Annotated in this window: 19 protein-coding genes; 11 read left to right on the top strand and 8 right to left on the bottom strand. The window is 64.7% G+C overall.

The window, feature by feature from the left end; all coding sequences use genetic code 11:
- Positions 1–191: 191 nt before the first annotated feature.
- Together metK and QZ634_RS21380 are read left to right on the top strand one after the other, a co-directional pair.
- Positions 192–1,358, top strand: coding sequence for a methionine adenosyltransferase (gene metK / locus QZ634_RS21385; protein WP_291991476.1), 1,167 nt, complete (start codon positions 192–194; stop codon positions 1,356–1,358).
- Between the two features lie 109 nt (positions 1,359–1,467).
- Positions 1,468–2,706: an HD-GYP domain-containing protein gene (locus QZ634_RS21380; protein WP_291991475.1), complete on the top strand. Its 1,239-nt coding sequence runs from the start codon at positions 1,468–1,470 to the stop codon at positions 2,704–2,706.
- Between the two features lie 51 nt (positions 2,707–2,757).
- Here QZ634_RS21380 and QZ634_RS21375 read toward each other — a convergent pair whose 3' ends face one another.
- From QZ634_RS21375 to glnA, 7 genes are all read right to left on the bottom strand, one after another.
- Positions 2,758–3,774 (bottom strand): SPFH domain-containing protein, encoded by a 1,017-nt coding sequence (locus QZ634_RS21375; RefSeq protein ID WP_291991474.1) that lies wholly within the window; start codon positions 3,772–3,774, stop codon positions 2,758–2,760.
- Positions 3,775–3,871: 97 nt separating this feature from the next.
- The gene (locus QZ634_RS21370; protein ID WP_291991473.1) at positions 3,872–4,597 is read right to left on the bottom strand and encodes a type III pantothenate kinase; all 726 of its coding nucleotides are present in this window, start codon (positions 4,595–4,597) and stop codon (positions 3,872–3,874) included.
- Positions 4,594–5,472: a biotin--[acetyl-CoA-carboxylase] ligase gene (locus QZ634_RS21365; RefSeq protein WP_291991472.1), complete on the bottom strand. Its 879-nt coding sequence runs from the start codon at positions 5,470–5,472 to the stop codon at positions 4,594–4,596. Before QZ634_RS21365 ends, QZ634_RS21370 begins: the two co-directional genes overlap by 4 nt.
- A gap of 37 nt (positions 5,473–5,509) precedes the next feature.
- Complete coding sequence (gene ntrC / locus QZ634_RS21360) at positions 5,510–6,946, bottom strand: nitrogen regulation protein NR(I) (RefSeq protein ID WP_291991471.1); 1,437 nt, start codon at positions 6,944–6,946, stop codon at positions 5,510–5,512.
- A gap of 60 nt (positions 6,947–7,006) precedes the next feature.
- Positions 7,007–8,080, bottom strand: a complete 1,074-nt coding sequence (gene glnL, locus QZ634_RS21355) for a nitrogen regulation protein NR(II) (protein WP_291991470.1) — start codon at positions 8,078–8,080, stop codon at positions 7,007–7,009.
- Positions 8,081–8,118: 38 nt separating this feature from the next.
- On the bottom strand, positions 8,119–8,595 hold the full coding sequence (locus tag QZ634_RS21350) for a DUF4124 domain-containing protein (RefSeq protein ID WP_291991469.1): 477 nt from the start codon (positions 8,593–8,595) through the stop codon (positions 8,119–8,121).
- Positions 8,596–8,773: 178 nt separating this feature from the next.
- Positions 8,774–10,189 (bottom strand): type I glutamate--ammonia ligase, encoded by a 1,416-nt coding sequence (glnA, locus tag QZ634_RS21345; protein ID WP_291991468.1) that lies wholly within the window; start codon positions 10,187–10,189, stop codon positions 8,774–8,776.
- A 306-nt stretch (positions 10,190–10,495) separates the two neighbouring features.
- On the opposite strand from glnA, the gene QZ634_RS21340 reads away from it, so the two are divergent.
- From QZ634_RS21340 to QZ634_RS21325, 4 genes are read left to right on the top strand one after another with little or no spacing between them, the layout of a single operon-like run.
- Positions 10,496–10,945: a rhodanese-like domain-containing protein gene (locus QZ634_RS21340; protein WP_291991467.1), complete on the top strand. Its 450-nt coding sequence runs from the start codon at positions 10,496–10,498 to the stop codon at positions 10,943–10,945.
- A 56-nt stretch (positions 10,946–11,001) separates the two neighbouring features.
- Positions 11,002–12,099, top strand: coding sequence for a quinolinate synthase NadA (nadA, locus tag QZ634_RS21335; protein ID WP_291991466.1), 1,098 nt, complete (start codon positions 11,002–11,004; stop codon positions 12,097–12,099).
- Between the two features lie 27 nt (positions 12,100–12,126).
- A complete protein-coding gene (locus QZ634_RS21330; RefSeq protein WP_291991465.1) occupies positions 12,127–12,519 on the top strand; it encodes an arsenate reductase in 393 nt (130 codons plus the stop codon).
- On the top strand, positions 12,516–13,412 hold the full coding sequence (locus QZ634_RS21325) for an Hsp33 family molecular chaperone HslO (protein ID WP_291991464.1): 897 nt from the start codon (positions 12,516–12,518) through the stop codon (positions 13,410–13,412). The genes QZ634_RS21330 and QZ634_RS21325 overlap by 4 nt, the downstream gene beginning before the upstream one ends.
- Before the next feature lie 24 nt (positions 13,413–13,436).
- Here the strand turns inward: QZ634_RS21325 and QZ634_RS21320 are convergent, their stop codons facing one another.
- Positions 13,437–14,771: an FAD-binding oxidoreductase gene (locus tag QZ634_RS21320; RefSeq protein WP_291991485.1), complete on the bottom strand. Its 1,335-nt coding sequence runs from the start codon at positions 14,769–14,771 to the stop codon at positions 13,437–13,439.
- 437 nt (positions 14,772–15,208) lie between these two features.
- Between QZ634_RS21320 and glk the strand changes: the two genes are divergently transcribed.
- From glk to QZ634_RS21295, 5 genes are read left to right on the top strand one after another with little or no spacing between them, the layout of a single operon-like run.
- Positions 15,209–16,195, top strand: coding sequence for a glucokinase (glk, locus tag QZ634_RS21315; protein WP_291991463.1), 987 nt, complete (start codon positions 15,209–15,211; stop codon positions 16,193–16,195).
- The gene (locus tag QZ634_RS21310; protein WP_291991462.1) at positions 16,185–18,686 is read left to right on the top strand and encodes a glycogen/starch/alpha-glucan phosphorylase; all 2,502 of its coding nucleotides are present in this window, start codon (positions 16,185–16,187) and stop codon (positions 18,684–18,686) included. The genes glk and QZ634_RS21310 overlap by 11 nt, the downstream gene beginning before the upstream one ends.
- Positions 18,683–20,866 carry a 1,4-alpha-glucan branching protein GlgB gene (glgB, locus tag QZ634_RS21305; RefSeq protein ID WP_291991461.1) on the top strand — a complete coding sequence of 728 codons (2,184 nt, stop codon included), beginning with the start codon at positions 18,683–18,685 and terminating at the stop codon, positions 20,864–20,866. The genes QZ634_RS21310 and glgB overlap by 4 nt, the downstream gene beginning before the upstream one ends.
- The gene (glgX, locus tag QZ634_RS21300) at positions 20,854–22,872 is read left to right on the top strand and encodes a glycogen debranching protein GlgX (RefSeq protein ID WP_291991460.1); all 2,019 of its coding nucleotides are present in this window, start codon (positions 20,854–20,856) and stop codon (positions 22,870–22,872) included. The genes glgB and glgX overlap by 13 nt, the downstream gene beginning before the upstream one ends.
- Complete coding sequence (locus tag QZ634_RS21295; RefSeq protein ID WP_291991459.1) at positions 22,869–23,714, top strand: VCBS repeat-containing protein; 846 nt, start codon at positions 22,869–22,871, stop codon at positions 23,712–23,714. Before glgX ends, QZ634_RS21295 begins: the two co-directional genes overlap by 4 nt.
- The last annotated feature ends 42 nt before the right edge of the window (positions 23,715–23,756 follow it).

The following is a 23,756-nucleotide window of genomic DNA, read 5'->3' as shown; positions in this document are numbered from 1 at the left end:
GTCGCTGCCGACGTTTGACCCGCCCGGCAGAGAAAAACTATAATTATCCCTCCGCCGAGTTAATCAGGACAACTTGCAGGGCGGGGAAGCCGTAACAGCGGCCAAAAAAATACTGCTAAAGCGTCGTCTGCTCGAACCCCGGAGCCGGCAACGCCGCCGTTTCGGGGTTTTTCATTGGAGCAGACAGAAACATGAGCACAGAGCACCTCTTTACTTCGGAATCGGTTTCCGAAGGCCATCCGGACAAGGTCGCCGACCAGATTTCCGACGCCATCCTCGACGCCATTCTGGCCGAAGACCCGCCCGCACGGGTCGCCTGTGAAACCCTGGTGTCGACCGGACTGGTCGTCATCTCCGGCGAAATCACCACCAAGGCACACATCAACTACCGCGAAATCGCGCAGGATACCGTTCGTCGCATCGGCTACGACAATTCCGACATCGGCTTCGACTACAAGAGCTGCGCCATCCTGACGGCCATCAACCGCCAGTCACCGGACATCGCGCAGGGCGTCAACGAAGGCCAGGGCATCGACCTCGACCAGGGCGCAGGCGACCAGGGGCTGATGTTCGGCTACGCCTGCAACGAGACACCGTCGCTGATGCCGCTGCCGATCCATTATGCGCACCGGCTCATGCAACGCCAGGGTGAAGTTCGCCACGACGGCCGCCTGCCGTGGCTGCGCCCGGACGCCAAGAGCCAGCTCACCGTCCGCTATGTGGACGGAAAACCCGTCTCGATCGACACCATCGTCGTCTCGACGCAACACGACCCGGACGTCTCGCACGCGCAGATTTCGGAAGCGGTGATCGAAGAAATCATCAAGCCGGTCATCCCGCCGGAACTGCTCAACAGCGCAACCCGCTATCTGGTCAATCCGACCGGCCGCTTCGTCGTTGGCGGCCCGCACGGGGACTGCGGACTGACCGGGCGCAAGATCATCGTCGATACCTACGGTGGCGCGGCCAGACATGGCGGCGGCGCTTTCTCGGGCAAGGACCCGTCCAAGGTCGATCGCTCGGCTGCCTACGCCGCGCGCCACGTCGCCAAGAACGTCGTCGCGGCCGGCCTCGCCGAACGCTGTGAAGTCCAGGTGGCGTACGCCATCGGCGTTGCCCGCCCGGTATCGCTGATGGTCAATACCTTCGGCACCGGCAAGGTCAGCGACGAAGTCATCGTCGCACTGATCGGCGAACACTTCGACCTGCGCCCGAAGGGCATCATCCAGGCGCTCAACCTGCTGCGGCCGATCTATCGCACGACCGCGGCCTACGGCCACTTCGGTCGCGAGGAGCCGGAATTCACCTGGGAAGCCACCGACAAGGCGGCGGCCCTGCGCGCAGAAGCCGGCCTCTAGAAGCACGGCTCACGAGTCAAGAGAGCGGCTCTCGAGGCCGCTTTCTTGCGGCCGCAGACAGTGTAGACTGTCGTCGGCTCCGGTGTGGAGCTGCCACCGAGACCCCGCCATGCTCAAGCGAATCGGCGTCCAGCAGCTTGCTGTCGGCATGTACCTCAAGGAATTCTGCGGCTCCTGGCTGGAACATCCCTTCTGGCGCTCGTCGTTTGTCATTACCGACGCGAAAGACATCGATACCATCCGCGCCAGTAGCGTCAGGGAAGTGTGGATCGATTGCGCCAAAGGCCTTGATCTGCCGCCAGGCGAGGCGGTCGTTTCGGTCGCCGAGGCGGAAGCCCGTGTCGAGGTCGAAGAAGTGGCGACTGCGCGCGCCGTGCGCGACACGGCACGCGTTTCGAGTGCCGCAGAGTTCGCACGCGCGGCCAGAATCGTCGCCAAATCCCGGCAGGCGGTGACCTCGATGTTCGAAGAGGCGCGCATGGGCAATGCGGTCAACACCGGCGGCGCGCAGCGCCTGGTCGAAGAGATATCGGACTCGGTGAGCCGCAGCGCGGGCGCGTTGATCAGCCTGGCGCGCCTGAAGACCGCGGACGATTACACCTACATGCACTCGGTTGCCGTCTGCGCGCTGATGGTCGCCCTTGCCCGGCAACTCGGACTCGGCGACGAAGAGGTGCGTTCTGCCGGCATTGCCGGCCTGCTGCACGACCTCGGCAAGGCGGCGATACCGCTCGAAATCCTCAACAAGCCCGGCAAGCTCACCGATGCCGAGTTTGCGATCGTCAAGGAGCATCCGGAGAACGGGCACGCGATGCTGCTCCCGAGCAGCGATGTCGACCCGGTCGCGCTGGATGTTGTCCTCCACCACCACGAAAAGGACGACGGCTCGGGCTACCCCAGGCGCCTGGCAGGCACGGCGATCAGCATCTTCGCCAAGATGGCGGCGGTCTGCGATGTCTATGACGCGATCACCTCGAACCGCCCCTACAAGGCCGGCTGGGATCCCGCCGAGTCCTTGCGCAAGATGGCCGAGTGGAGCAAGGGCCATTTCGATCCGGCCGTCTTTCAGGCCTTCGTCAAGAGCATCGGCATCTATCCCATCGGCTCGCTGGTGCTGCTCAATTGTGGCCGCCTCGGCGTGGTCATCGAGCAGAACACGAAGTCGCTCCTCAGCCCCCAGGTCAAGGTCTTTTTCTCGACCGGAAGCAAGGCCCGGATTCTCCCGGAAGTACTCGACCTCGCGCGCGCCGGCTGCCGGCAGAAGATCATCAGCCGCGAAGACCCGGCCAAATGGAACTTCCCCGACCTCAACGAAATCTGGTCCGGACTGGCCCCAGCCACGCGCTGACAGACACGCGACCCGGGACGCCCGCCACGCCGATCTGCGGCCGCTTGCGCTTCAGACGAGCTTGCCGAGCAGCTCTGCCTTCTTGGCGTCGAATTCAGCCTGCGAAAGGACGCCCTTGCCGACCAGCGCATGCAGCTTCTCCAGCGTCGCCACGACCTCATCCGCGGCGGGCGGCGAGGCGCCTGCGGCTGGCACCATCGCGGCCGGCATCGCCGACCCCATCGCCGCAGTCATCGTCTGGCCGATGCCGAGCCCGGCACCGAGACCGGCGCCGATGCCGGCGATGCCGCCTTCGTTCTGTGCGGCCAGCGGAATGCTGCTCGCCACCTGGTACTGCGTGTAACGTCCGAGGTCGCCGATCATGTTCATGCCGATACGCGTATCGAGAACCTTCTGCAGTTCCTCGGGCAGTGACACGTTCTGCACCACCAGGCGATCGAGGAGCAGCCCGTAGCGAGCGAAGGTCGTGTCCAGCCTGGCCTTCAGCGCCCGACTCAACTCGTCCTGGTTGGCGGCCATATCGATGAAAGGCACGCCCGATTCAGCGAACAGGTCGGTCATCGAACTGATCACCAGATTGCGCAACTGGCCGTCAAGATCCTCTACCGTGTATTCGGCGCGCGTTCCGGAAATCTCGCTGTAGAACTTCTTCGCATCGCTCAACTGGTACGAGTAGATGCCGAAAGCACGCATCCGCACCATGCCGAAGTCCTGGTCACGGAGGGTGATCGGATTCGACGTTCCCCATTTGCGATCGAGCTGCAGACGGGTCGAAAAGAAATAGACGTCGGACTTGAAAGGCGACTCGAAAAGCTTGTCCCAGTTTTTCAGATAGGTAAGCACCGGCAGCGTGCGCGTCGTCAGCGTGTACAAACCGGGAGCAAAAACGTCGGCAATCTTGCCTTCATTGACGAAGACCGCGACCTGCGAATCGCGCACCGTCAGCTGCGCCCCGTATTGAATCTCCATGTCCTGCATCGGATAACGCGCGGCGAGGAGTCCGTCACCCTCTTCCGTCCAGTGGATGACATCGATGAACTGCTTCTTGATGAAGTCCATGAGGGCCATTGCGGTCTCCTGAAATCAAGCGTTGATGATCCGGCGCGGCCAGAGGGCGGGCGGCAGCGGCAGAGGGTCGGTCAACAGATCGCGCAGGCAGCGCTGCTCAGCGCCCCGGCGAAGCGGCAAAGCGCCGCAGCCCGTCGAGAATCAGATTGTCCATCAACTGGAAGGGGATCTTCAAGTGCGCCGCCAGGCGCCGGGCGGCGCCGCCGGTCAGCAGACAGCGTGCCGCGGGTTCGTCGGCGATCTCCTGGAACATACGTTCGACCGCGCCCAACTGCGCTTGCAGGCAGCCGCTGACAATGGCGTCCATGGTGTTGCACGGCAGCGCGCGGAAGACGCCATCGGCCAGCGGCAGTTGCGCCGTGTTACGCGCCAGCGCCGTACACATCAGGTCGAACCCGGGCAGGATCAGCCCGCCCGCAAAGATCCCGCCGACATCGAGCCGATCCACGGTGGTCGCCGTTCCGGCGCAGACCACCAGGCAGGCACTGTCGAGAACGGCACGCGCGCCGATCAGCGCCGCCCAGCGGTCGGCACCAAGTTGGTGCGCACTCTCATAGCGGCTGCGCACGCCACAGGCCGCAGCACTTGCGTGCAGAAAAGCCAGGTCGGCGTGGCGGCCGGCAAACAAGCGCGAAATGCTCTCGGCGACTGTCGGTCCGGCGACATTGCAGACGACGCCGCGGGCATGCGCCGGCCACTGGCCGGCGACTTCGGCCAATCTGCCGACGTCAGCGGTCGCCAGCGCGCCGCTGTCAACCCAGGCACTGCCATCGTGAACCCCCCATTTGATGCGGCTGTTGCCGGCATCGATGGCGACGATCATGCGGCGCGCAGCGACACGTCGCCGGACAGACAACGTTCGATGCCGGCTTCCGTCTGCAACAGCAATGCGCCGTCGCTATCCGCCCCCATGCACAGCCCCTGCCGATCGACCAGCACGCCGTCGAGCAGGCGCACCTGGCGACCCTGCCAGACGTGATACGCCTGCCAGTCGTTGCGCAGGACCGCGAAACCGCCGTCCTCAAAACGGTCCATGATCCCTGCCAGGTCGGTCAGCAACTGCGCCAGCAACTGCTGACGATCGGGAACAGGCGCCATCACCTGCGCCAGCGCTGCCGGCCGCTGGAGAAACGCTTCGTTGCCGTCAGGAGGTAACTGCAGATTCAGACCGATGCCGATCACCGCCCGCGTGCTGGTTGCTGCCGTATCGAGGTCCACCAGAATTCCGCCGACCTTGCCGCCCTCGAGAAGAATGTCGTTCGGCCATTTCAATCCGACGCCGCCGACGCCGCTGTTCGCCAGACCGCGCGCCACCGCCAGACCAACGGCCAGGGACAGGCCGGCGAGCCGCGCCACACTGCCCTCGAAGCACCAGAGCAGGGAGAAGGTCAGGCTGGCTTCGGGCGTCGACAACCAGCTTCGTCCGCGTCGGCCGCGCCCGGCTGTCTGTCGGTCGGCCACCAGAACGGAGCCGGACGGGGCGCCCTGAGCAGCGCGTTCGAGGAGCACGGTACTCGTCGAAACGCACTCGGCGAGCGCCGTGACCGTGAAACGCGGGCTTAGCGCGCCGAGCAGGGAATGCACCTGGCGCGGATCGATCCGGCAGGTGGTCCCGGCATTGGTGGCCATGTCGCTGGCAGCAGCGGTGGCAAGATCGGTCGCCGACGCGGCAGGCGACCCGGGAGCGGACTCGTTCATGGCTTCGTCATCAGGAACAAGGCGCCATTATCGCCGATTATCGCGGCACGCAGGCCTCGCGATCTTCCCCGCCACTGGCGCTGCCAGCATCGAGTCCGAGTTCCTGAATCTTGCGGGTAATGGTATTGCGACCGATGCCGAGGGTCTGCGCGGCCTCGATTCTGCGTCCACCGGTGTGCGCCAGCGCGCGGTTGATCAACACCCGCTCGAAAGCCTGCGTCAGCTTCTCGTGCACCTGCCCGGCGTCACTGACCAGCATTCGCTCGACTTCCGTGGCCAGTGCGCTCTGCCAATCGCTTGCCGCCAGCGCCGGCGTCGCCTCACGAAGCTCCGGCGGCAGATCGGCGAGTTCGACGAGTTGCCCCGGAGCCATGACCGTCAGCCAGTGACAGAGATTCTCGAGTTGCCGGACGTTGCCCGAAAAATCGAGCGCGCAGAGGTGCTTCAGGGACGCTTCGGAAAAACGCTTGCCCTCGACGCCGAGTTCGTTGGCGCTTTTCTGCAGGAAGTGGCGGGCCAGAATCGGAATATCCTCACGCCGTTCGCGCAGACAGGGCAGACGTACGCGGATGACGTTCAAGCGATGAAAAAGATCCTCGCGAAAGAGCCCCTGGCGAACTCGCTCCTCGAGATCCTGGTGCGTCGCGGCAATGATCCGGACCTTTGTTTTCAGTGGGGAATGACCGCCAACCCGATAGTAATGACCATCGGAAAGCACCCGCAGCAGCCGCGTCTGCAACTCCGATGGCATATCTCCGATTTCGTCGAGGAACAGCGTCCCCCCCTCGGCCTGTTCAAAACGCCCTTGCCGCTGCGCCGCCGCACCGGTGAAGGCACCGCGTTCATGGCCGAAGAGCTCGGACTCGAGCAGATCGCGGGGAATGGCGGCGGTGTTGATGGCGATGAACGGTTGCTCGGCGCGCGGACTGTGGCGATGCACGGCGCGCGCCACCAGTTCCTTGCCGGAACCCGACTCGCCGGTGATCAGAACCGTGGCGCTCGATTGACTGAGCCGGCCAATGGCGCGAAAGACTTCCTGCATCGCCGGCGCCTGGCCGAGAATCTCGGGCACCAGGCCGACCTCATTCGGCGCACCAGTCTGGTGCATGCTTTCGCCGATCGCGCGCCGTATCAGTTCCAGCGCCTGATCGACATCGAAGGGCTTTGGCAGATACTCGAAAGCGCCGCCCTGAAACGCCGACACGGCGCTCTCCAGGTCGGAGTAGGCGGTCATGATGATCACCGGCAATGCCGGAAAGCGTTCCTTGAACAATTGCAGCAACTCGAGCCCGGACTGCCCCGGCATGCGGATATCGGAGACCAGCACCTGTGGCGGCTCGGCGCCAGCGTCGAGTTCGGACAGGGCTTCGCTGGCCGAGGAAAAGCTGCGCAGGGGTATCTTCTCGCGGGACAGGGTCTTTTCGAGTACCCAGCGAATTGATTTGTCGTCGTCAACGATCCAGACTGCTTTCATCGATTCCTCAGGGTGTGTGGCCAGTGTTACCGACGATAAAAGCAAGAAACCTGCCAGCCTTCAGCCAAGCGGCAAGCGAATCGTAAAACAAGTGCCGCCCGGCCGGCTTTCGCAATCGATCGTTCCCTGGTGTTGCTGGACGAAGCTCTGGGCCAGCGTCAGACCCAGGCCGCTGCCGCCCTCGCGACCGGAAACCAGCGGATAGAACATGCGCTCGCGAATATCTTCGGCGATGCCCGGGCCATCGTCGATCACTTGCACTTCGAGCGCCAGGCGATAGCGGCGCTTGAACAAGGTCGTCTGGCGGGCGACACGGGTGCGCAAGGTGATCTGGCCCGAGCCGCGCGCCCCGTCATCGGGCTGACGCTGAATCGCCTGTGCTGCGTTCCTGGCGAGGTTGAGGAAGACCTGAATCAACTGCTCGCGGTCGCCGATCAACTCCGGCAGGCTGGTATCGTAATCGCGTTGCACGGTGAGCAAGGTCGGAAACTCGGCGGTCAGCAAACTGCGCACGCGCTCGAGAATCTCGTGAATATTCACCGGTCCGGGCTGCATCGGGCGGTGCGGCGAGAGCAGGCGCCGCATCAGATCCTGCAGGCGGTCTGCCTCCTTGATGATCACCTGCGTGTACTCGCGCAAACCGGGGTTGTTGAGTTCGTGCTCGAGCAACTGCGCCGCACCACGGATGCCGCCCAGGGGGTTCTTGATTTCGTGCACCAGGTTTCTGATCAGCTCGCGATTTGCCTGCTGCTGCTCGACCAGCCGCTCTTCCCGGGTTGCCCTGAGCTGCTGATCTATCGGCCACAACTCGAGCAGCAGACGGGCTTCCGGCGTATCGACCGGATTCACCGCGCAGTTCAGGCGCAGCAACTCGCCAGCGGTAAGGCGCAGGTCGATGTTCTGCCCGGTGTAGTCCCAGCCATGCTTCAGCGCGCTGTCGAGCGCCGCCAGGAAGCGGGGGGGACACTCGATGACGCTGTCCAGCGGGCAGCCAACAAAGACTCTGCTGCTCATCGCCAGCAGACTCTCGGCGGCAGGATTCATGTGCCGGATGGCCAGATTCTCGTCGAGCAGAATGACCGCCGAAGAGAGCAGGTCGAGCCCGCCGAAGGGGTGGGGGGAGGATTCAGACATGGCTGGTGATGGGCGCCGAAGACATCCCGCCCGCGCGCTCAGCGTAGATTGGCAATCTCTTTGCTGATCGCCTCGACATTGCGATCGTGCAGTGCCACCTTGTCCTTGTACGGCTGCAGGCGTTCCTCGACCTTGCCGCCACTGATCGCGCCGCCTTGCATGCGCTCGTTGGGCAGTACTATGGCCTCCTGCTCGGCGAGCGCTTTCTTTGCCTGCTCGGCGTTTTTCTGCTCGGCTGCGAGTTCGGTTTCGAGAATCCGTCGGCGGTCGCCATCGCGCGACTTTTGCGTCTGGTCGTCAACCTTCGGGAAGTTGGTCGGCGTTGGCGTCCGCGCCGCCTTGGGAGCCGGCGACAGGTTGACCGGGTCGAGAATGAGCTTTCTGCAGTTCCTGGTCGGGACATTCGAGTAGGTAATTCGCCCATCGACGTCGCACTTGTAGATATCCTGCGCGTAAGCAGGCCATGCCAGCAACGAAAGCAGTGCGCTCGAGATAAACAGTTCCTGCGCTTTCATCTTCGTCCCATTCCTTGGTCGCAGCCCGCCACCCGGTGGTTGCAGGCTCGCATCATGCTCAACCGCGAATTACATACGAGTGTATTGGATGACCCGAACTAATACAAACGCACAACAACGGCAATCGGCAGACGAAAAAAAGGACGGGCAAGCCCGTCCTCTTCCCTGCGCCGCCTGATCAGCAGCTGTAATACAGGTCGAACTCGACCGGATGGGTGGTCATGCGCACCTTGTTGACCTCGTCCATCTTCAGTTCGATGAAGGCGTCGACCCACTCGTCCGAAAAGACACCGCCGCGGGTCAGGAACTCGCGACCCACATCGAGCGCACCCAGCGCCTCTTCCAGGCTGGCGCAAACGGTCGGGATCTTGGCATCCTCTTCCGGAGGCAGATCGTAGAGGTTCTTGTCGGCCGGATCACCCGGATGGATCTTGTTCTGAATGCCATCGAGGCCGGCCATCAGCAGTGCCGCGAAACACAGATAGGGATTGGCGATCGGATCCGGGAAGCGCGTTTCGATGCGCCGCCCCTTGTCCGACGCGACGTGCGGCACGCGGATCGACGCCGAACGGTTCTTGGCCGAATACGCCAGCTTGACCGGAGCCTCGTAGTGCGGCACGAGGCGCTTGTACGAGTTGGTGCCCGGATTGGTAATCGCATTCAGCGCCTTGGCGTGCTTGATGATCCCGCCGATGTAGAACAGCGCCAGTTCCGACAGCCCGGCGTAGCCGTTACCGGCGAACAGGTTCTTGCCGTCTTTCCAGATCGACTGGTGGACGTGCATCCCCGAACCGTTGTCGCCAACGATCGGCTTGGGCATGAAGGTGGCAGTCTTGCCGTACTGATGGGCAACGTTGTGCACCACATACTTCAACTGCTGCGTCCAGTCGGCGCGTTTGACCAGCGTGTTGAACACGGTGCCAATCTCGCACTGACCGGCCGTGGCGACTTCGTGGTGATGGACTTCGACCGGCACGCCGATCGACTCGAGCGTCAGCACCATTGCCGACCGGATATCGTGCAGGCTATCGACCGGCGGCACGGGGAAATAGCCGCCCTTGACGCCCGGACGATGGCCGGAGCCACCGCCACCTTCGGCTTTTTCGCCATTCGACCAGGCGGCCTCCTGCGAATAGAGCTTCAGCGAGCAGCCCGACATGTCGACACTCCAGGCCACCGAGTCGAAGATGAAGAACTCGGGCTCGGGACCGAAATAGGCCGTGTCGCCGATGCCGGACGACTTCAGATAAGCTTCGGCGCGCTTGGCAATCGAGCGCGGGTCGCGGTCGTAGCCGCGGCCGTCGGCCGGATCAACGACGTCGCAGGTCATCACCAGAGTCGTTTCGTCGAAGAAGGGGTCGATATAGGCAGTGCTCGGATCAGGCATCAGCTGCATGTCCGAAGCCTGAATTCCCTTCCAGCCGGCGATCGACGAGCCGTCGAAGGCGTGGCCATTCTCGAACTTGTCTTCGTCGAAAGCGCTGACCGGCACGGTTACGTGCTGCTCCTTGCCACGGGTGTCGGTGAAGCGGAAGTCGACGAACTTCGCCTCGTTTTCCTTGACCATGTTGATCACGTCTTGCGGGCTTGCCATTGCAGAGTCTCCTGAACAGGTGCCGGCTCAACCGGCGGCAGTAGAAAATAGGTACGAGGGAAAGGAAAGCAGAAAACGTGCCAACCCATGCCCTGCAGGTTTTTATTGTGCCACAAGCCAATTGAGCGTTCTTGGGCTTTTTTCTGCACCGCGACGGTGCCCCCGCTGCGAGCAACGCACCCTTATGGTGCATGACGACCGACTCGCACGCGCCCGCGCCGCTGCCAGCGCGCGCGCAAGCGAGCAGTCACAGGCCGTTTCTCGGTTTATACTGCGCCCCTCGTGCAACTACACTTGGCAGGCCCCATGGGAAGATTGACCGATCTGCTTCAGCTGGCCCGAGAACGCGGACGAGAGCTGGGTCTCCCCTACGCAGGTGCCCTGACGCCGCGGGAAGCCCACGAGGTGTGGCAACTGGCGCCGGGAGCCAAGCTGGTCGATGTGCGCACGCGCGCCGAGTGGGATTGGGTCGGGCGCATCCCCGAGGCCATCGAGATCGAGTGGTTGAGCTACCCGGACAACAGGCCGAACAGCCACTTCCTGGCGCAACTCAAGCAGCAGGTCGATCGCGAAGCGCTGCTGATGTTCATCTGCCGCAGCGGTGCGCGTTCGCACAATGCCGCGGCACTGGCCAGCCAGGAAATGCAGGCCGATTGCTACAACGTGCTCGAGGGCTTCGAGGGCGACAAGGACGCCAACGGCCAGCGCGGCTGGATCGGTGGCTGGCGCCAGGCCGGCCTGCCGTGGCGCAGCTGAACTTTTCTGCCGCGAACCCGGTCTGGGTTCTGTGCGATTGCCCCGAGTAAGCGAACATGCCAACTGCCACCATCAGCTTCGACAAATTCAACCAGTTGCAGGACGACGCCTGTCACCGGCGCATTCGCGCTGCCCGCGAACGGCTGGGTACCAAGGCTGTGCTCCTCTGTCACCACTATCAGCGCGCCGACGTCTATCAATACGCCGACCTCACCGGCGACTCGCTGAAACTCGCCCGTCTGGCGTCGCAGACCGACGCGCAGTACATCGTTTTTTGCGGCGTGCATTTCATGGCCGAAGTCGCCGACATCATGTCGAAACCGGAGCAGACGGCCATTCTGCCGGACCTCGCCGCGGGCTGCTCGATGGCCGACATGGCCAACCTTGCCAAGGTCGAACGCTGCTGGCGCGAACTCGGCGAAGTCCTCGACGTCGAGCAACAGGTGACGCCGGTGACCTACATCAACTCGGCCGCCGACCTCAAGGCTTTTTGCGGCGCCCGAGGCGGCATCGTGTGCACTTCGTCGAACGCCGGGACGATTGCCGCCTGGGCCTTCGGGCGCCGGGAGAAGATCCTCTTCTTCCCCGACCAGCACCTCGGGCGGTGGACTGGCCACAAGATGGGCATCGCGCTCGACGAGATGGAGGTCTGGGACCCCGACCTCGAAATGGGCGGCCTGAGCGCCGAGCAGATCCGGCGCGCGAAACTGCTGCTCTGGAAAGGGCATTGCTCGGTACACCAGATGTTCCAGCCGGCGCACATTCTGCGCTTCCGCAATCAGCATCCCGATGGACTGGTCATCTCGCACCCCGAATGCAGCTTCGAGGTCTGCCGGCAGTCCGACTTCGTCGGCTCGACCGAACACATCGTGCGGACGATCAAGGAAGCCAGCCCGAATACCCGCTGGCTGGTGGGCACCGAACTCAATCTCGTCAATCGCCTGGCCGAAGAAGTCAAACACGAGGGCAAGATCGTCCAGTTCATGGCGCCAACGGTGTGCATGTGCTCGACCATGCAGCGCATCGACCCGCAGCATCTGGCATGGACCCTGGAGAACCTCGCCGACGGCAAGGTGGTCAACCCGATCCAGGTTCCCGCGCACGAGGCCGAACTGGCCAGAGTCGCGCTCGAGCGGATGCTCGCCGTCTCGTGACATTGCGGGCCGTCCAGCCCCGAACAGATGACCGACGACCCGTCCCCGCCTTCGCGCCACCTGCGCATTTTCGGCATCCGGAACTGCGACACGATGAAGAAGGCCTGCACCTGGCTGAGTGATCATGGCGTCGCTTTCGACTTCGTCGACTACCGCCAGCAAGGCATCAGCGCAGAACAGATCGCCGAGTGGAGCCGGCGCAGCGACTGGAAGCTGCTCCTCAACACGCGCGGAACGACATGGCGAAAACTCGCCGAAGAGCAACGCTGCACTGTCGACGAAAACCAGGCGCTGCTGCTGATGGCGGCGTATCCGAGCCTGATCAAGCGGCCGGTAATCGATTGCGGTGACCGCCTGCTGATCGGCTTCGACGCGCAACGCTATGCCAGGGAATTCCTGGAATTGACGGAAAACGAATGAGCAACGACACCCTCCACCGCTTCCTGCTCGACGACCTCGACATCTCCGGGGCAGTCGTTCGCCTGGGCCCGGCCTGGCGGCAGATGCTCGACAATCGCGGCTATGCGGCGCCGGTCGCCCAACTGCTCGGTGAAATGACCGCGACGACGCTGTTGCTCGCCGGCAACCTCAAACAGCCGGGTCGGCTCACCATCCAGCTCCGCGGCAGCGGCGCGCTCTCGCTGCTGGTCATCGACTGCAACGAGCAGTTGCAGATCCGTGGCATGGCCAAATGCACCTCCGCCATCGAAGGCGACGCGGCGTCGGAGCTGCTCGGTGACGGGCAACTGCAACTGGCCCTTGACATGGCGTCGATGCGCGAGCCCTACCAGAGCATCGTGCCGCTCGCCGGCGACAGCATCGCCGAGATTTTCGAGCACTACCTGGGGCAGTCCGATCAGCTGCCCGCGCGCCTGTTCCTGGCCGCTTCGCCGGACGGCGCTGCCGGACTCTTCCTGCAGCGTCTGCCGACCGCCGAGCAGCGCGACGCCGACGGCTGGACGCGCATCGAGGCACTGGCGGCAACGGTCAAGCCCGCCGAGCTGCTCTCGCTAGCCGCCGACGAACTTCTGCTGCGCCTTTTTGGCGAAGAAACGGTGCGCCTCTTTGCCGCCAGGCCAGTCGCCCACAACTGCCCTGAGGACTGGGACAAGGTGCGTTCGATGCTCCTTTCGCTCGGCCGCGAAGAGGTCTATGCGGCACTTCGCGAGCAGGGTGAGGTGCTCATCAAGGACGACATCTGCAATCGCGAATACCGTTTCGACGCGCAGGCGATCGACGCGCTGTTTGCCGGCCAGCCGCCCGCAGCGGCCACCGCCAGCACCCCCGCCCCGCCGCCGCCGACGCTCCACTAGCCCAGCCCGCTGGCGGTCGTTCGCTCAGAGCACCTTGCCGGGATTCATCAATCCTTGCGGGTCGAGCGTGCGCTTGATCGCCCGCATCATCTCGATCTCCAGCGGGCTCTTGTAGCGCAAAAGCTCGTCGCGCTTCAGCTGCCCGATGCCGTGTTCGGCGCTGATGCTGCCGCCGAGTTCATGCACCAGTTCATAAACGATGCGGTTGACGGCCGGCTGCGCGGCGATGAAGACGGCGTTCTCGCCGGCCTGCGATTTCGACTGGTTGTAGTGCAGGTTGCCGTCACCGATGTGCCCGAAAGCAACGATGCGGATCTCGGGGAAAGCTTGCGCAAGCTCGCGGCCGGCACGTTCGACGAACTCCGGGATGCGCGAAATCGGGACCGAAACGTCGTGCTTGATGCTCACTCCTTCGAGTTTCTGCGCCTCGCCAATGTTCTCGCGCAGCGCCCACAGGCGCCGCGCCTGCTCGCCGCTCTGGGCGACGACCGCGTCGCTGATCGTGCCGCTTTCCAGGGCTTCGCCAAGGAAGGCCTCGAGCGCCTGCCGTCGCGACTGATCGTCGTCGCCGCCGGAGAGTTCGACGAGCAGATACCAGGGGCTTGCCGAAAAGCTCGCCTGCGAACCCGGGAAATGCTTGCGCACCAGGCCAAGGGCAAGGTCGGAGACCAGTTCGCAAGCGGTCAGCAGGGCCCCGAAACGGGCCTGCAGGTCGCCGAGCAGACGAACCGCCTGCGCCGGCGAGGCAATCGCCAACCAGGCCGTGGCCATCGCCCGCGGCAAGGGAAAGAGTTTCACAACCGCTGCACTGATGATCCCCAGGGTTCCTTCGGCGCCGATGAACAACTGCTTCAGATCGTAGCCGGTGTTGTCCTTGCGCAGGCCGCGCAGCCCATCCCAGATCTCGCCGCTGGGTAGCACCACCTCCAGCCCCAGGGTCAGCTCGCGCGTGTTGCCGTAGCGCAGGACCTGCACCCCGCCGGCGTTGGTCGACAGGTTGCCGCCGATCTGACAGCTGCCTTCAGCCGCCAGCGAAAGCGGAAACAGGCGCCCCGCCTGCGCCGCGGCTTCCTGCAGCGTCTGCAGCACGCAGCCGGCCTCGACGGTCATCGTGTTGTTCGCCGGATCGATCGCCCGCACCCGCCGGAGACGACTCAGGCTGATCAGTACCGCGTCGCCTTCCGGCGCCGGCGTCGCCGCGCCGCAGAGGCTGGTATTGCCGCCCTGCGGCACCATTGCCACCCCGGCCTGCGCACAGGCGCGAACCACCGCTGACACCTCGGCCGTGCTGGCCGGACGGACCACACAAATGGCGGCACCACGATAGCGCCCGCGCCAATCGGCGAGGTGGGCGGACATCGCCTCGTCCGCGGTGAGGACGTGATCGGTGCCGACGACTTCGGCAAACCGGCTGATCAGGGACGCATGCGGGGCTGACTTCACTGCGGGTCCTCGGACTGGAAAGCGGGAAAACAAGAGGGGAACCTACCAATGCTGGAACGTCGGGCGACGTTCCTGGCTGATTGTACGGATCTGCGAGCCGCGTGGCTGCAAACCCGTCGTGCTGCCGGCTTGACAGAACGAGCGTTGAACCGACAGACTCGCGAAAGGCTCGCACTCGTTCGACGGGGATCGTCCGGCCTGGCAACATGGCTCTTTGATCGGCGCGGCAGGTGGTGCGAGGATTCACGCCCCGGCCTTCGCTTACCGCCCTCCGGGCATTTTCCTCTCGAAGCTGCAGCAGCCTTGCCACTAAAGGGGCAAGTGTCAGCCGCACATCTCTCCGACGGCTCCCCATGGACTCCACTTCCCCCTCCCCCGATTCGACCGCGCTGCTGGTCGCCGACATCGGCGGCACCCGCGCTCGCTTCGCCCTGCTCGACGAGCACGGCACGCCGCAGCGGGTGCGCATTCTCGCCGTCGCCGACTTCGCCGGACCGAACGAGGCCATCGAAGCCTATCTCGCCGAGGTCGCCTGCCCCGGCTTGCGCGCCGCCGCAATTGCCCTCGCCGCGCCCGTCCACGAGCAGGTGATCCGACTGACCAACGCCGGGTGGAGCTTCGCGCGCGAGGAAATCAAGTCGCGTCTGGGGCTGAGCCGCCTGCTCCTGCTCAACGACTTCACCGCGCTGGCACTGTCTCTGCCGTGGCTTGCCGCCAGCGACCTGCAGCAGATCGGCGGTGGCGCAAGCGTCGCGCTGGCCCCCAAGGCAGTGCTTGGCCCGGGAACCGGCCTCGGCGTCTCCGGCGTAATCTTCGATCGCGGCCACTGGCTGGCGCTGAGCGGCGAAGGCGGACACGGCTCGCTGGCACCCGCAGACGGACGTGAAGCAGCGATTCTCGGCCTCGCCTGGCGCGAACTTCAGCACGTCTCGGGCGAGCGACTGATTTCCGGAAGCGGCCTGCCGCTGCTGCATCGACTGGTCGCCGAAGTCGATGGCCGGGCCAGCGAATCCCTGACCACCGCCGAGATCGTCACCCGCGCGCTGAGCAACGAAGACGTCCAGTGCAGCGCGGTCCTCGACACCTTCTGCGCGATGCTCGGCTCGCTGGCCGGGAATCTGGCGTTGACGCTCGGCGCGCAGGGTGGTGTTTATATCGGCGGTGGTATTATTCCCCGCCTCGGCGAGCGCTTTGCGCGGTCACCCTTTCGCGCCCGCTTCGAGACCAAGGGGCGCTTCGCTGCCTACTTGGCCGCAATTCCGACCTATGTAATGCTCTCTCCTACGCCTGCCCTGCTGGGCGCCGCCCATGCCCTGGCCGAGAGCGAGGATGGCCTATGAAACCTACTACTGGAGTACTTCCCTGATGTCCAAAGCCATTGAATCGCAACCTGAAGGAGAACCGCTGCGCGCGCAGATCGACCACAAGCTGCTCTGTCAGGTGGCTACCGACCGAGATGTCGCCGGCAAGGCGGAGTACTACCATGCGCTGGCGCAGGTGGCACGCGAGCAACTGGCAAAACGTTGGGTCGAGACACAACACGCCGACCGTGCCAACAAGGCACGGCGCGTCTATTACCTGTCGATGGAATTCCTCATCGGCCGGGCAATGAACAACGCCCTGTCGGCACTCGATCTTCGTGAGCAGGCAGCGACCGTGTTCACGCCGCCGGGTCCGTCGCTGAACGAGGTGATGGAATGTGAACCCGACGCGGCCCTGGGCAACGGTGGCCTGGGACGCCTGGCGGCGTGCTTCCTTGATTCGATGGCCACCCTCGGACTGCCTTCCTGGGGCTACGGCGTACGCTATGAATACGGGATGTTCGCGCAGTCGATCGTCAACGGCCAGCAGGTCGAAAAGCCGGAAGCCTGGGTGCACGATCGTTCGCCATGGGAATTCCCGCGCGCAGGCAGGCACTATACGGTGCACTTCGGCGGCAGCGCCGAGCACAGCGGCGACTGGGCCGAGTGGCATCCGGCCGACTCCGTCGAAGCCAAGGCCTTCGACCACGTCATCCCCGGTCACGGCACTGACCGGGTGAGCACCTTGCGCCTGTGGAAGGCGGCCGCCCCATCGGAAATCGACCTCGGCGCCTTCAATACCGGCGACTACCAGCGTGCCGCCGAATTCAAGAACCGCTTCGAGAACATCTCCTGGGTTCTCTACCCCAACGACAGCACTTCCGCCGGGCGCGAACTGCGCCTGCGCCAGGAGTACTTCTTCGTCTCGGCGTCGATGCAGGACATCCTCAGCCGCCACGACGACGAGTACGGCAGTTTTGACAACCTCGCCGACAAGGTCGCCATCCACCTCAACGACACGCACCCGGCGATCGGTGTCGCCGAGTTGATGCGCCTGCTGGTCGACGAACACGGGCTGAAGTGGAATGCAGCCTGGGAGCAATGCCGCCGCATCTTCTCCTATACCAACCACACGCTGATGCCGGAAGCGCTGGAGACCTGGAAGGTGACGCTGATGCAGCGCGTCCTGCCGCGCCACATGCTGATCATCTACCGCATCAATCACGAGTTCCTCGACGAGGTGGTTCGCCTCTACCCTGGCGACATCGACCTCATGCGACGCGTGTCACTGATCGACGACGGCAACGGCCACGAAAAAGACAAGCGCGTGCGCATGGCGCACCTGAGCATCGTTGGCAGCCACCGCATCAACGGCGTCTCGCAATTGCATTCGGACCTCATGGTGCAAACCATTTTTGCCGACTTTGCCCGCCTCTACCCGGAACGCTTTCACAACAAGACCAACGGCGTCACGCCGCGGCGCTGGCTGGCGCAATCCAATCTCGGCCTGTCGGCGCTGCTCGACGAGCGCATCGGCAAGGAGTGGCGCCTCGATCTCGACCGCCTGGAAGGCCTGCGCAGCGTCGCCGACGATGCCGCGTTCGGCAAGGCGTTTGCCGCCGCAAAGCGAGACAACAAGCTGCGCCTGGCCGACTACGTGGCCCGCGAAGTCGGCGTCAGTCTCAACCCGGACAGTCTCTTCGACGTGCAGGTCAAACGCATCCATGAGTACAAGCGGCAGTTGCTCAACGTGCTGCACGTCATCACCCGGTACAACGCGCTGCTCAACGGCGAGACGGCCGGCGTTGCGCCACGCAGCATCATTTTCGCCGGCAAGGCTGCCTCCTCGTATCACATGGCCAAGCAGGTCATCCGGCTGATCAACGATGTCGCTGCAGTGGTGAACAACGACCCACGCACCCGCGACCTGCTGCAGGTCGCGTTCGTTCCCAACTACGGGGTTTCCGTTGCCGAATTGATCATGCCGGCGGCCAACCTTTCGGAACAGATTTCAACCGCCGGAACGGAAGCCTCCGGCACCGGCAACATGAAGCTCTCGCTCAACGGCGCACTGACCATTGGCACCGAAGACGGCGCCAACATCGAGATTCGCGACCAGGTCGGCGCCGACAACATCTTCATCTTCGGCAACAATACGGCGCAGGTCGCCGCGCTCAGGCAGACCGGCTATCAGCCCAGCGACCTGTACCAGAAAGACCCCGCGCTGAAGGAGGCGCTCGACAAGATCGACGGCGGCTTCTTCTCGCCCGGAGAACGCTCGCGCTATCACGACGTCTTCAACTGCCTGGTCCATTACGGCGACCACTACCTGCTGCTCGCCGACTACGCCGACTACGTCGCCACTCAGGCGCGCGTCGACGCGCTCTACCTGACGCCCGCCGAATGGCAGCGCAAGGCGATCCTCAACGTCGCCGGAATGGGCCCCTTCTCGGCTGACCGGACGATCCGCGACTACGCCGACGATACCTGGAAGCTGCAAACGCTCACCAATCGAGGAACTGCCAAATGATTGACAACGCAGAGATCATTTCCCTGTGCCGAGCCGAACACGGCAACCCCTACGCGGTCCTGGGGATGCACACCGATGCCGACCAGCGGCTGTGGGTGCGCAGCATGCAGCCGGGCGCGCGTGCAGTGGCGGTGGTCGACGCCAAGACCGGCAAGCAACTTGCCGAGCTCAAGGAGCGTGACGTCGAGGGCGTCGAGGGATTTTTTGAAGGCGTCATCCCGCGCCGCCGCAGCAGTTTTCCCTACCGCCTGCGCATCACCTGGGAAAATGGCGTCCAGGAAACCGACGATCCGTATCGTTTCTGGGCCGTCCTCGGCGAGATGGACGTCTGGCTGCTCGCCGAAGGTTCGCACCTGCGCCCCTTCGAGCGCCTCGGCGCGCACCTCTGCGAAATAGACGGTGTCGCCGGAACGGCTTTCGCGGTCTGGGCGCCTGACGCCCAGCGGGTCAGCGTGGTCGGTGATTTCAATGGCTGGGATGGCCGCCGCCACCCGATGCGTCTGCGCCGCGAATGCGGTGCCTGGGAGATCTTCCTGCCCGGGGTGGCCGCCGGCGCCCGCTACAAATACGAAATCCGCTCGCGCCACGGCCATCTGCTGCCCCTCAAGTCCGACCCCTACGGCTTCGAAGCCGAGATGCGGCCATCGACCGCCTCGGTGGTCTGTGCCCTGCCGCCACCGGTCGAAGCCGCGCCCCTCCCGGCCGGCGACCAGCTCGGCGCACCCGTGTCAATCTACGAAGTGCACCTGGCTTCGTGGCGACGCGCCGACGATGGCGGCTTTCCCGACTGGCAACGCTTGACCGAAACGCTGATTCCATACGTCGTCGACCTGGGCTTCACCCACCTCGAGCTGCTGCCGATTTCCGAGCATCCCTTCGACGGTTCCTGGGGCTATCAGCCGCTCGGGCTATACGCACCGACTGCCCGTCACGGCAGCCCGGCCGGCTTCCGCCAGTTCGTCAGCGCCTGCCACGCCGCAGGCCTGCGGGTGATCGTCGACTGGGTACCGGCGCATTTCCCGACCGACGAACACGGTCTGAGTCGCTTTGACGGCGACGCGCTCTACGAACACGCCGATCCCCGTGAAGGCATGCATCAGGACTGGGGCACGCTGATCTACAACTTCGGCCGTCGTGAAGTGAGCAACTACCTGATCGGCAACGCGCTGTTCTGGATCGAGCGCTACGGCGTCGACGGCCTGCGCGTCGATGCCGTCGCCTCGATGCTCTACCGCGACTACAGCCGCTCCGAAGGGCAGTGGGTACCGAACGTGCATGGCGGGCGCGAGAACCTCGAGGCGGTCGCCTTCCTGCGCCGCATGAACGAGGCCCTCGGTCAGGAGCACCCGGCGGCCGACACCTACGCCGAGGAGTCCACCGCCTGGCCGATGGTCAGCCGGCCGCCGTCGATGGGCGGTCTCGGTTTCCACTACAAGTGGAACATGGGCTGGATGCACGATGTGCTCTCCTACATGTCGCAGGATCCGATCTATCGCCGCTACCATCACAACAAGCTCAGCTTCGGGATGATGTACGCCTTCACCGAGAACTACGTCCTGCCGCTCTCGCACGATGAAGTGGTACACGGCAAGGGCTCGCTGATCAACAAGATGCCCGGCGACACCTGGCAGAAATTTGCCAACCTGCGTTCGCTGTATAGCTTCATGTGGGCACACCCGGGCAAGAAGCTGCTGTTCATGGGCGGCGAGTTTGGCCAGTGGAGCGAGTGGAACGAAGCCGTCTCGCTCGACTGGGCCTTGCTCGACTTCCCGAATCACGCCGGCGTCCGCAACCTGATTCGCGACCTCAACAGCCTCTACCGCAGCCGCCCGGCCTTGCATGAGGTCGATTTCGAACCGGCCGGTTTCGAATGGATCGCTGCCGATGATGCCGACAGTTCGGTCGTCGCTTTCGTGCGCTGGACGCGTGATCGCTCACGCGCCATGCTCTACGTCGGCAACTTTACCCCGGTCGTTCGCCGGGGCTACCGCATCGGCGTACCGAATGCCGGCAGGTACTACGAGCGCATCAACACCGACTCGCAGCACTACGGCGGCAGCAACGTCGGCAACGGCCCGGACGGACTGGTCGCCGACCAAGTCTCCGCGCACGGCCGTGAATACTCGCTGAACCTCACCTTGCCACCACTCGCCGCGCTGTTCCTCGAATGGGTACCGTGAGCGAGAAGGCGGACAAGCTCGCCGCCGGGCGGCCGTCACCGCTCGGCGCGACCTGGGACGGCCAGGGAGTGAACTTCGCGCTCTTTTCGGCGCATGCCGAAGGCGTCGAGCTGTGCGTCTTCGAGGGCAAGCGGATGCGCATCCTGCCCCTGTCCCGCTGCAGCGACCAGGTCTGGCACGGCTACCTCGCCGGGGCGGAGCCGGGCTTGCGCTACGCCTACCGGGTGCACGGCCCGCAGGCGCCCGAGAACGGCCAGCGCTTCGCCGCCGGACGCCTGCTGCTCGACCCCTACGCGCGCCAGGTCGTCGGTGATTTTTCGTATCCGACGGCGGAAGAGCCAGCGCACGGTCTCGAGTGCTGCGTGGTGGATGAGCGCTTCGACTGGCAAGGCGACACCCCACCGGCGACGCCCTGGGCCGACACCGTGCTGCACGAAGTGCACGTCAAGGGCATCAGCCAGCAACACCCGGACGTGCCGCAGGCACTGCGCGGCACCTACGCCGGGCTGGCCACCGCGGCGATGATCGCGCATTTCCAGCGCCTTGGCGTCACCGCCGTCAGCCTGCTGCCGGTGCACCACTTCCTCGACGAACAACGTCTGCTCGGCGAAGGGCGCGTCAATTACTGGGGCTACAACTCGCTCGGCTTTTTCGCCCCGGAACCGCGTTACGCCGCCACCATCGACGGGCAATCGGTGATCGCCGAGTTCAAGACCATGGTCCGCACGCTGCACGCCGCCGGCCTCGAAGTAATCCTCGACGTGGTCTTCAACCACACCGCCGAAACCGACGAGTTTGGCCCGACGCTGTCGTTTCGCGGTATCGACAACCAGAGCTACTATCTGCTGCGGCCGGGCAATCCCGCCGCCTACGAAAACTACAGCGGCTGCGGCAATACCTTCAACCTCACTGAGCCACGCGTCCTGCAACTGGTGATGGACGCGCTGCGCTACTGGGTCGGCGTGATGCACGTCGACGGCTTCCGCTTCGACCTCGCCGCCGCTCTGGCTCGCGACAGCGCCTTTCTCGCCGCCGTCCGCCAGGACCCGCTGCTGCAGAATGTCAAGCTGATCGCCGAGCCCTGGGACATGGGCCCCGACGGCTACCGCCTGGGCCGCTTCCTGCCCGGCTGGAGCGAATGGAACGACCGCTTCCGCGACGACGTGCGTGCCTTCTGGCTGACCGGCGAAGTCGGCGTTGGCGCACTGGCGCAGCGGCTGTCCGGATCGAGCGAACTGTTCAAGGGCGCCGGCCGCGCGCCGCAGGCCAGCGTCAACTTCCTCACCGCACACGACGGCTTCACCCTGCGCGACCTGGTCAGTTACCAGAACAAGCACAACGAACTCAACGGCGAGCAGAATCGCGACGGACACGGCCACAATCTGTCGTGGAACTGCGGCGAAGAAGGCGAGAGCGACGACCCGGCAGTGCTCGAAAAGCGCCGTCGCCTGCAGCGCGCGCTGCTGGCCACGCTGCTCATCGCGCAGGGCGTGCCCATGCTGCAGGGTGGCGACGAGCTCGGCCGCACGCAAGGCGGCAACAACAACGCCTACTGCCAGGACAACGAAATGACCTGGCTCGACTGGCAGGATGCCGACGGCGAGCTGATCGACTTCGTCGCCGGCCTGATTGCCTTGCGCAAGCGTTTCCCGCAACTGCGGCAAGTGAACTGGCTAAGCGGCGAAGGGGGCGACCACGAGCAGCCCGACGCGCTCTGGTGGCATCCTGCAGGCCGACCGATGGGCGTCGCCGACTGGCAGTCGAACAAGCTCGGTGCCTTCGCGCTGCAACTCGCTCCCCAGCCAGGCAACGACACCTCTGCGCCGAGCAACGCGACACTGCTCTGCCTGATCAACCGCGACGAGATTCGGGTTCCCTTCCTGCTCCCGCCTGGCGTCTGGAAACAGCTCTGCGACAGCAGCGCGCGAGAACCATTTGCCAGCTTCCGACGCGAAAAGACCAGCCCGGTTGCGGCGCGCAGCGTGCAGCTTCTCAGCCTGGAGTGATGCCTGCTGGCGGCGTGTCGGCAGCGGCCGGCAAGCGGGCCGCTGCGCGCCGATCGCTGCGCAGACAGCTCGCTTTCGCCCTCCTCGCGCTGAGCGCCGCGGCGGCGGCCGATGGCGAAACGATGACCGGCGCGCACTATGCAGCGCCGGCCGAACGCTATGGCCATTTCGCGCTTGGCCGACCCCACGAATATGCCCGCCTGGTGGTGAGCACCGACGCCGGCCAACGCCATTCGCTCGCCCTTCCCGACGATGAAGTGTTCGAGGACCTGGCGCCGCGCCTGGTCACTCTGGCGACCGGCGAGCCCCCGGAACTGCTGACCATCGTCAGCCAACGCGACAGCGGATCGCGCCTGGCGCTGATCGGCTTGCGCGATGGGCACCTCGTAATCAGCGCGCAGTCGCCGCCGATCGGCACGCCGATGCGCTGGCTGAACCCGGTTGGCGTTGCCGACCTCGATGGCGACGGGCAAGCCGAGATCGCCGCGGTGAGCACACCGCACCGCAGCGGCACGCTGCGCATCTACCGACGCCACGGACAGCAGCTGGTCGAGATTGCCGCCCTGGCCGGCGTGTCGAATCACGTCTACGGATCACCCGAGCTGGGCCTGTCGGCGCCGGTCACCATCGACGGTCGAACGCTGCTCGTGGTCCCCGGCTCGACGCGCCGCCAGCTGCGCATCATCGCACTGCAGGACGGGCGCCTGGTCGAAACGGCTCACTGCCCGCTCTCCGCGCCGCTGACCGGTGCCATCACGCTGGCATCAGGGGCGCAGCTTTCGGTCGGACTGCTCTCCGGGCGCGCACTGATTGCTCTGCACGATTGCCCGGCCAGCAAGTAGTCGACGCGCGCTGATCGGCACTGCCTGCGGGCCGGGTGCTCG

This window comes from Candidatus Accumulibacter sp. ACC007 (assembly GCF_907163205.1).
Taxonomy (GTDB): Bacteria; Pseudomonadota; Gammaproteobacteria; order Burkholderiales; family Rhodocyclaceae; genus Accumulibacter; species Accumulibacter regalis.
The sequence above is the reverse complement of the archived record's forward strand: the minus strand, read 5'-3'. Positions and strand labels throughout refer to the sequence as shown.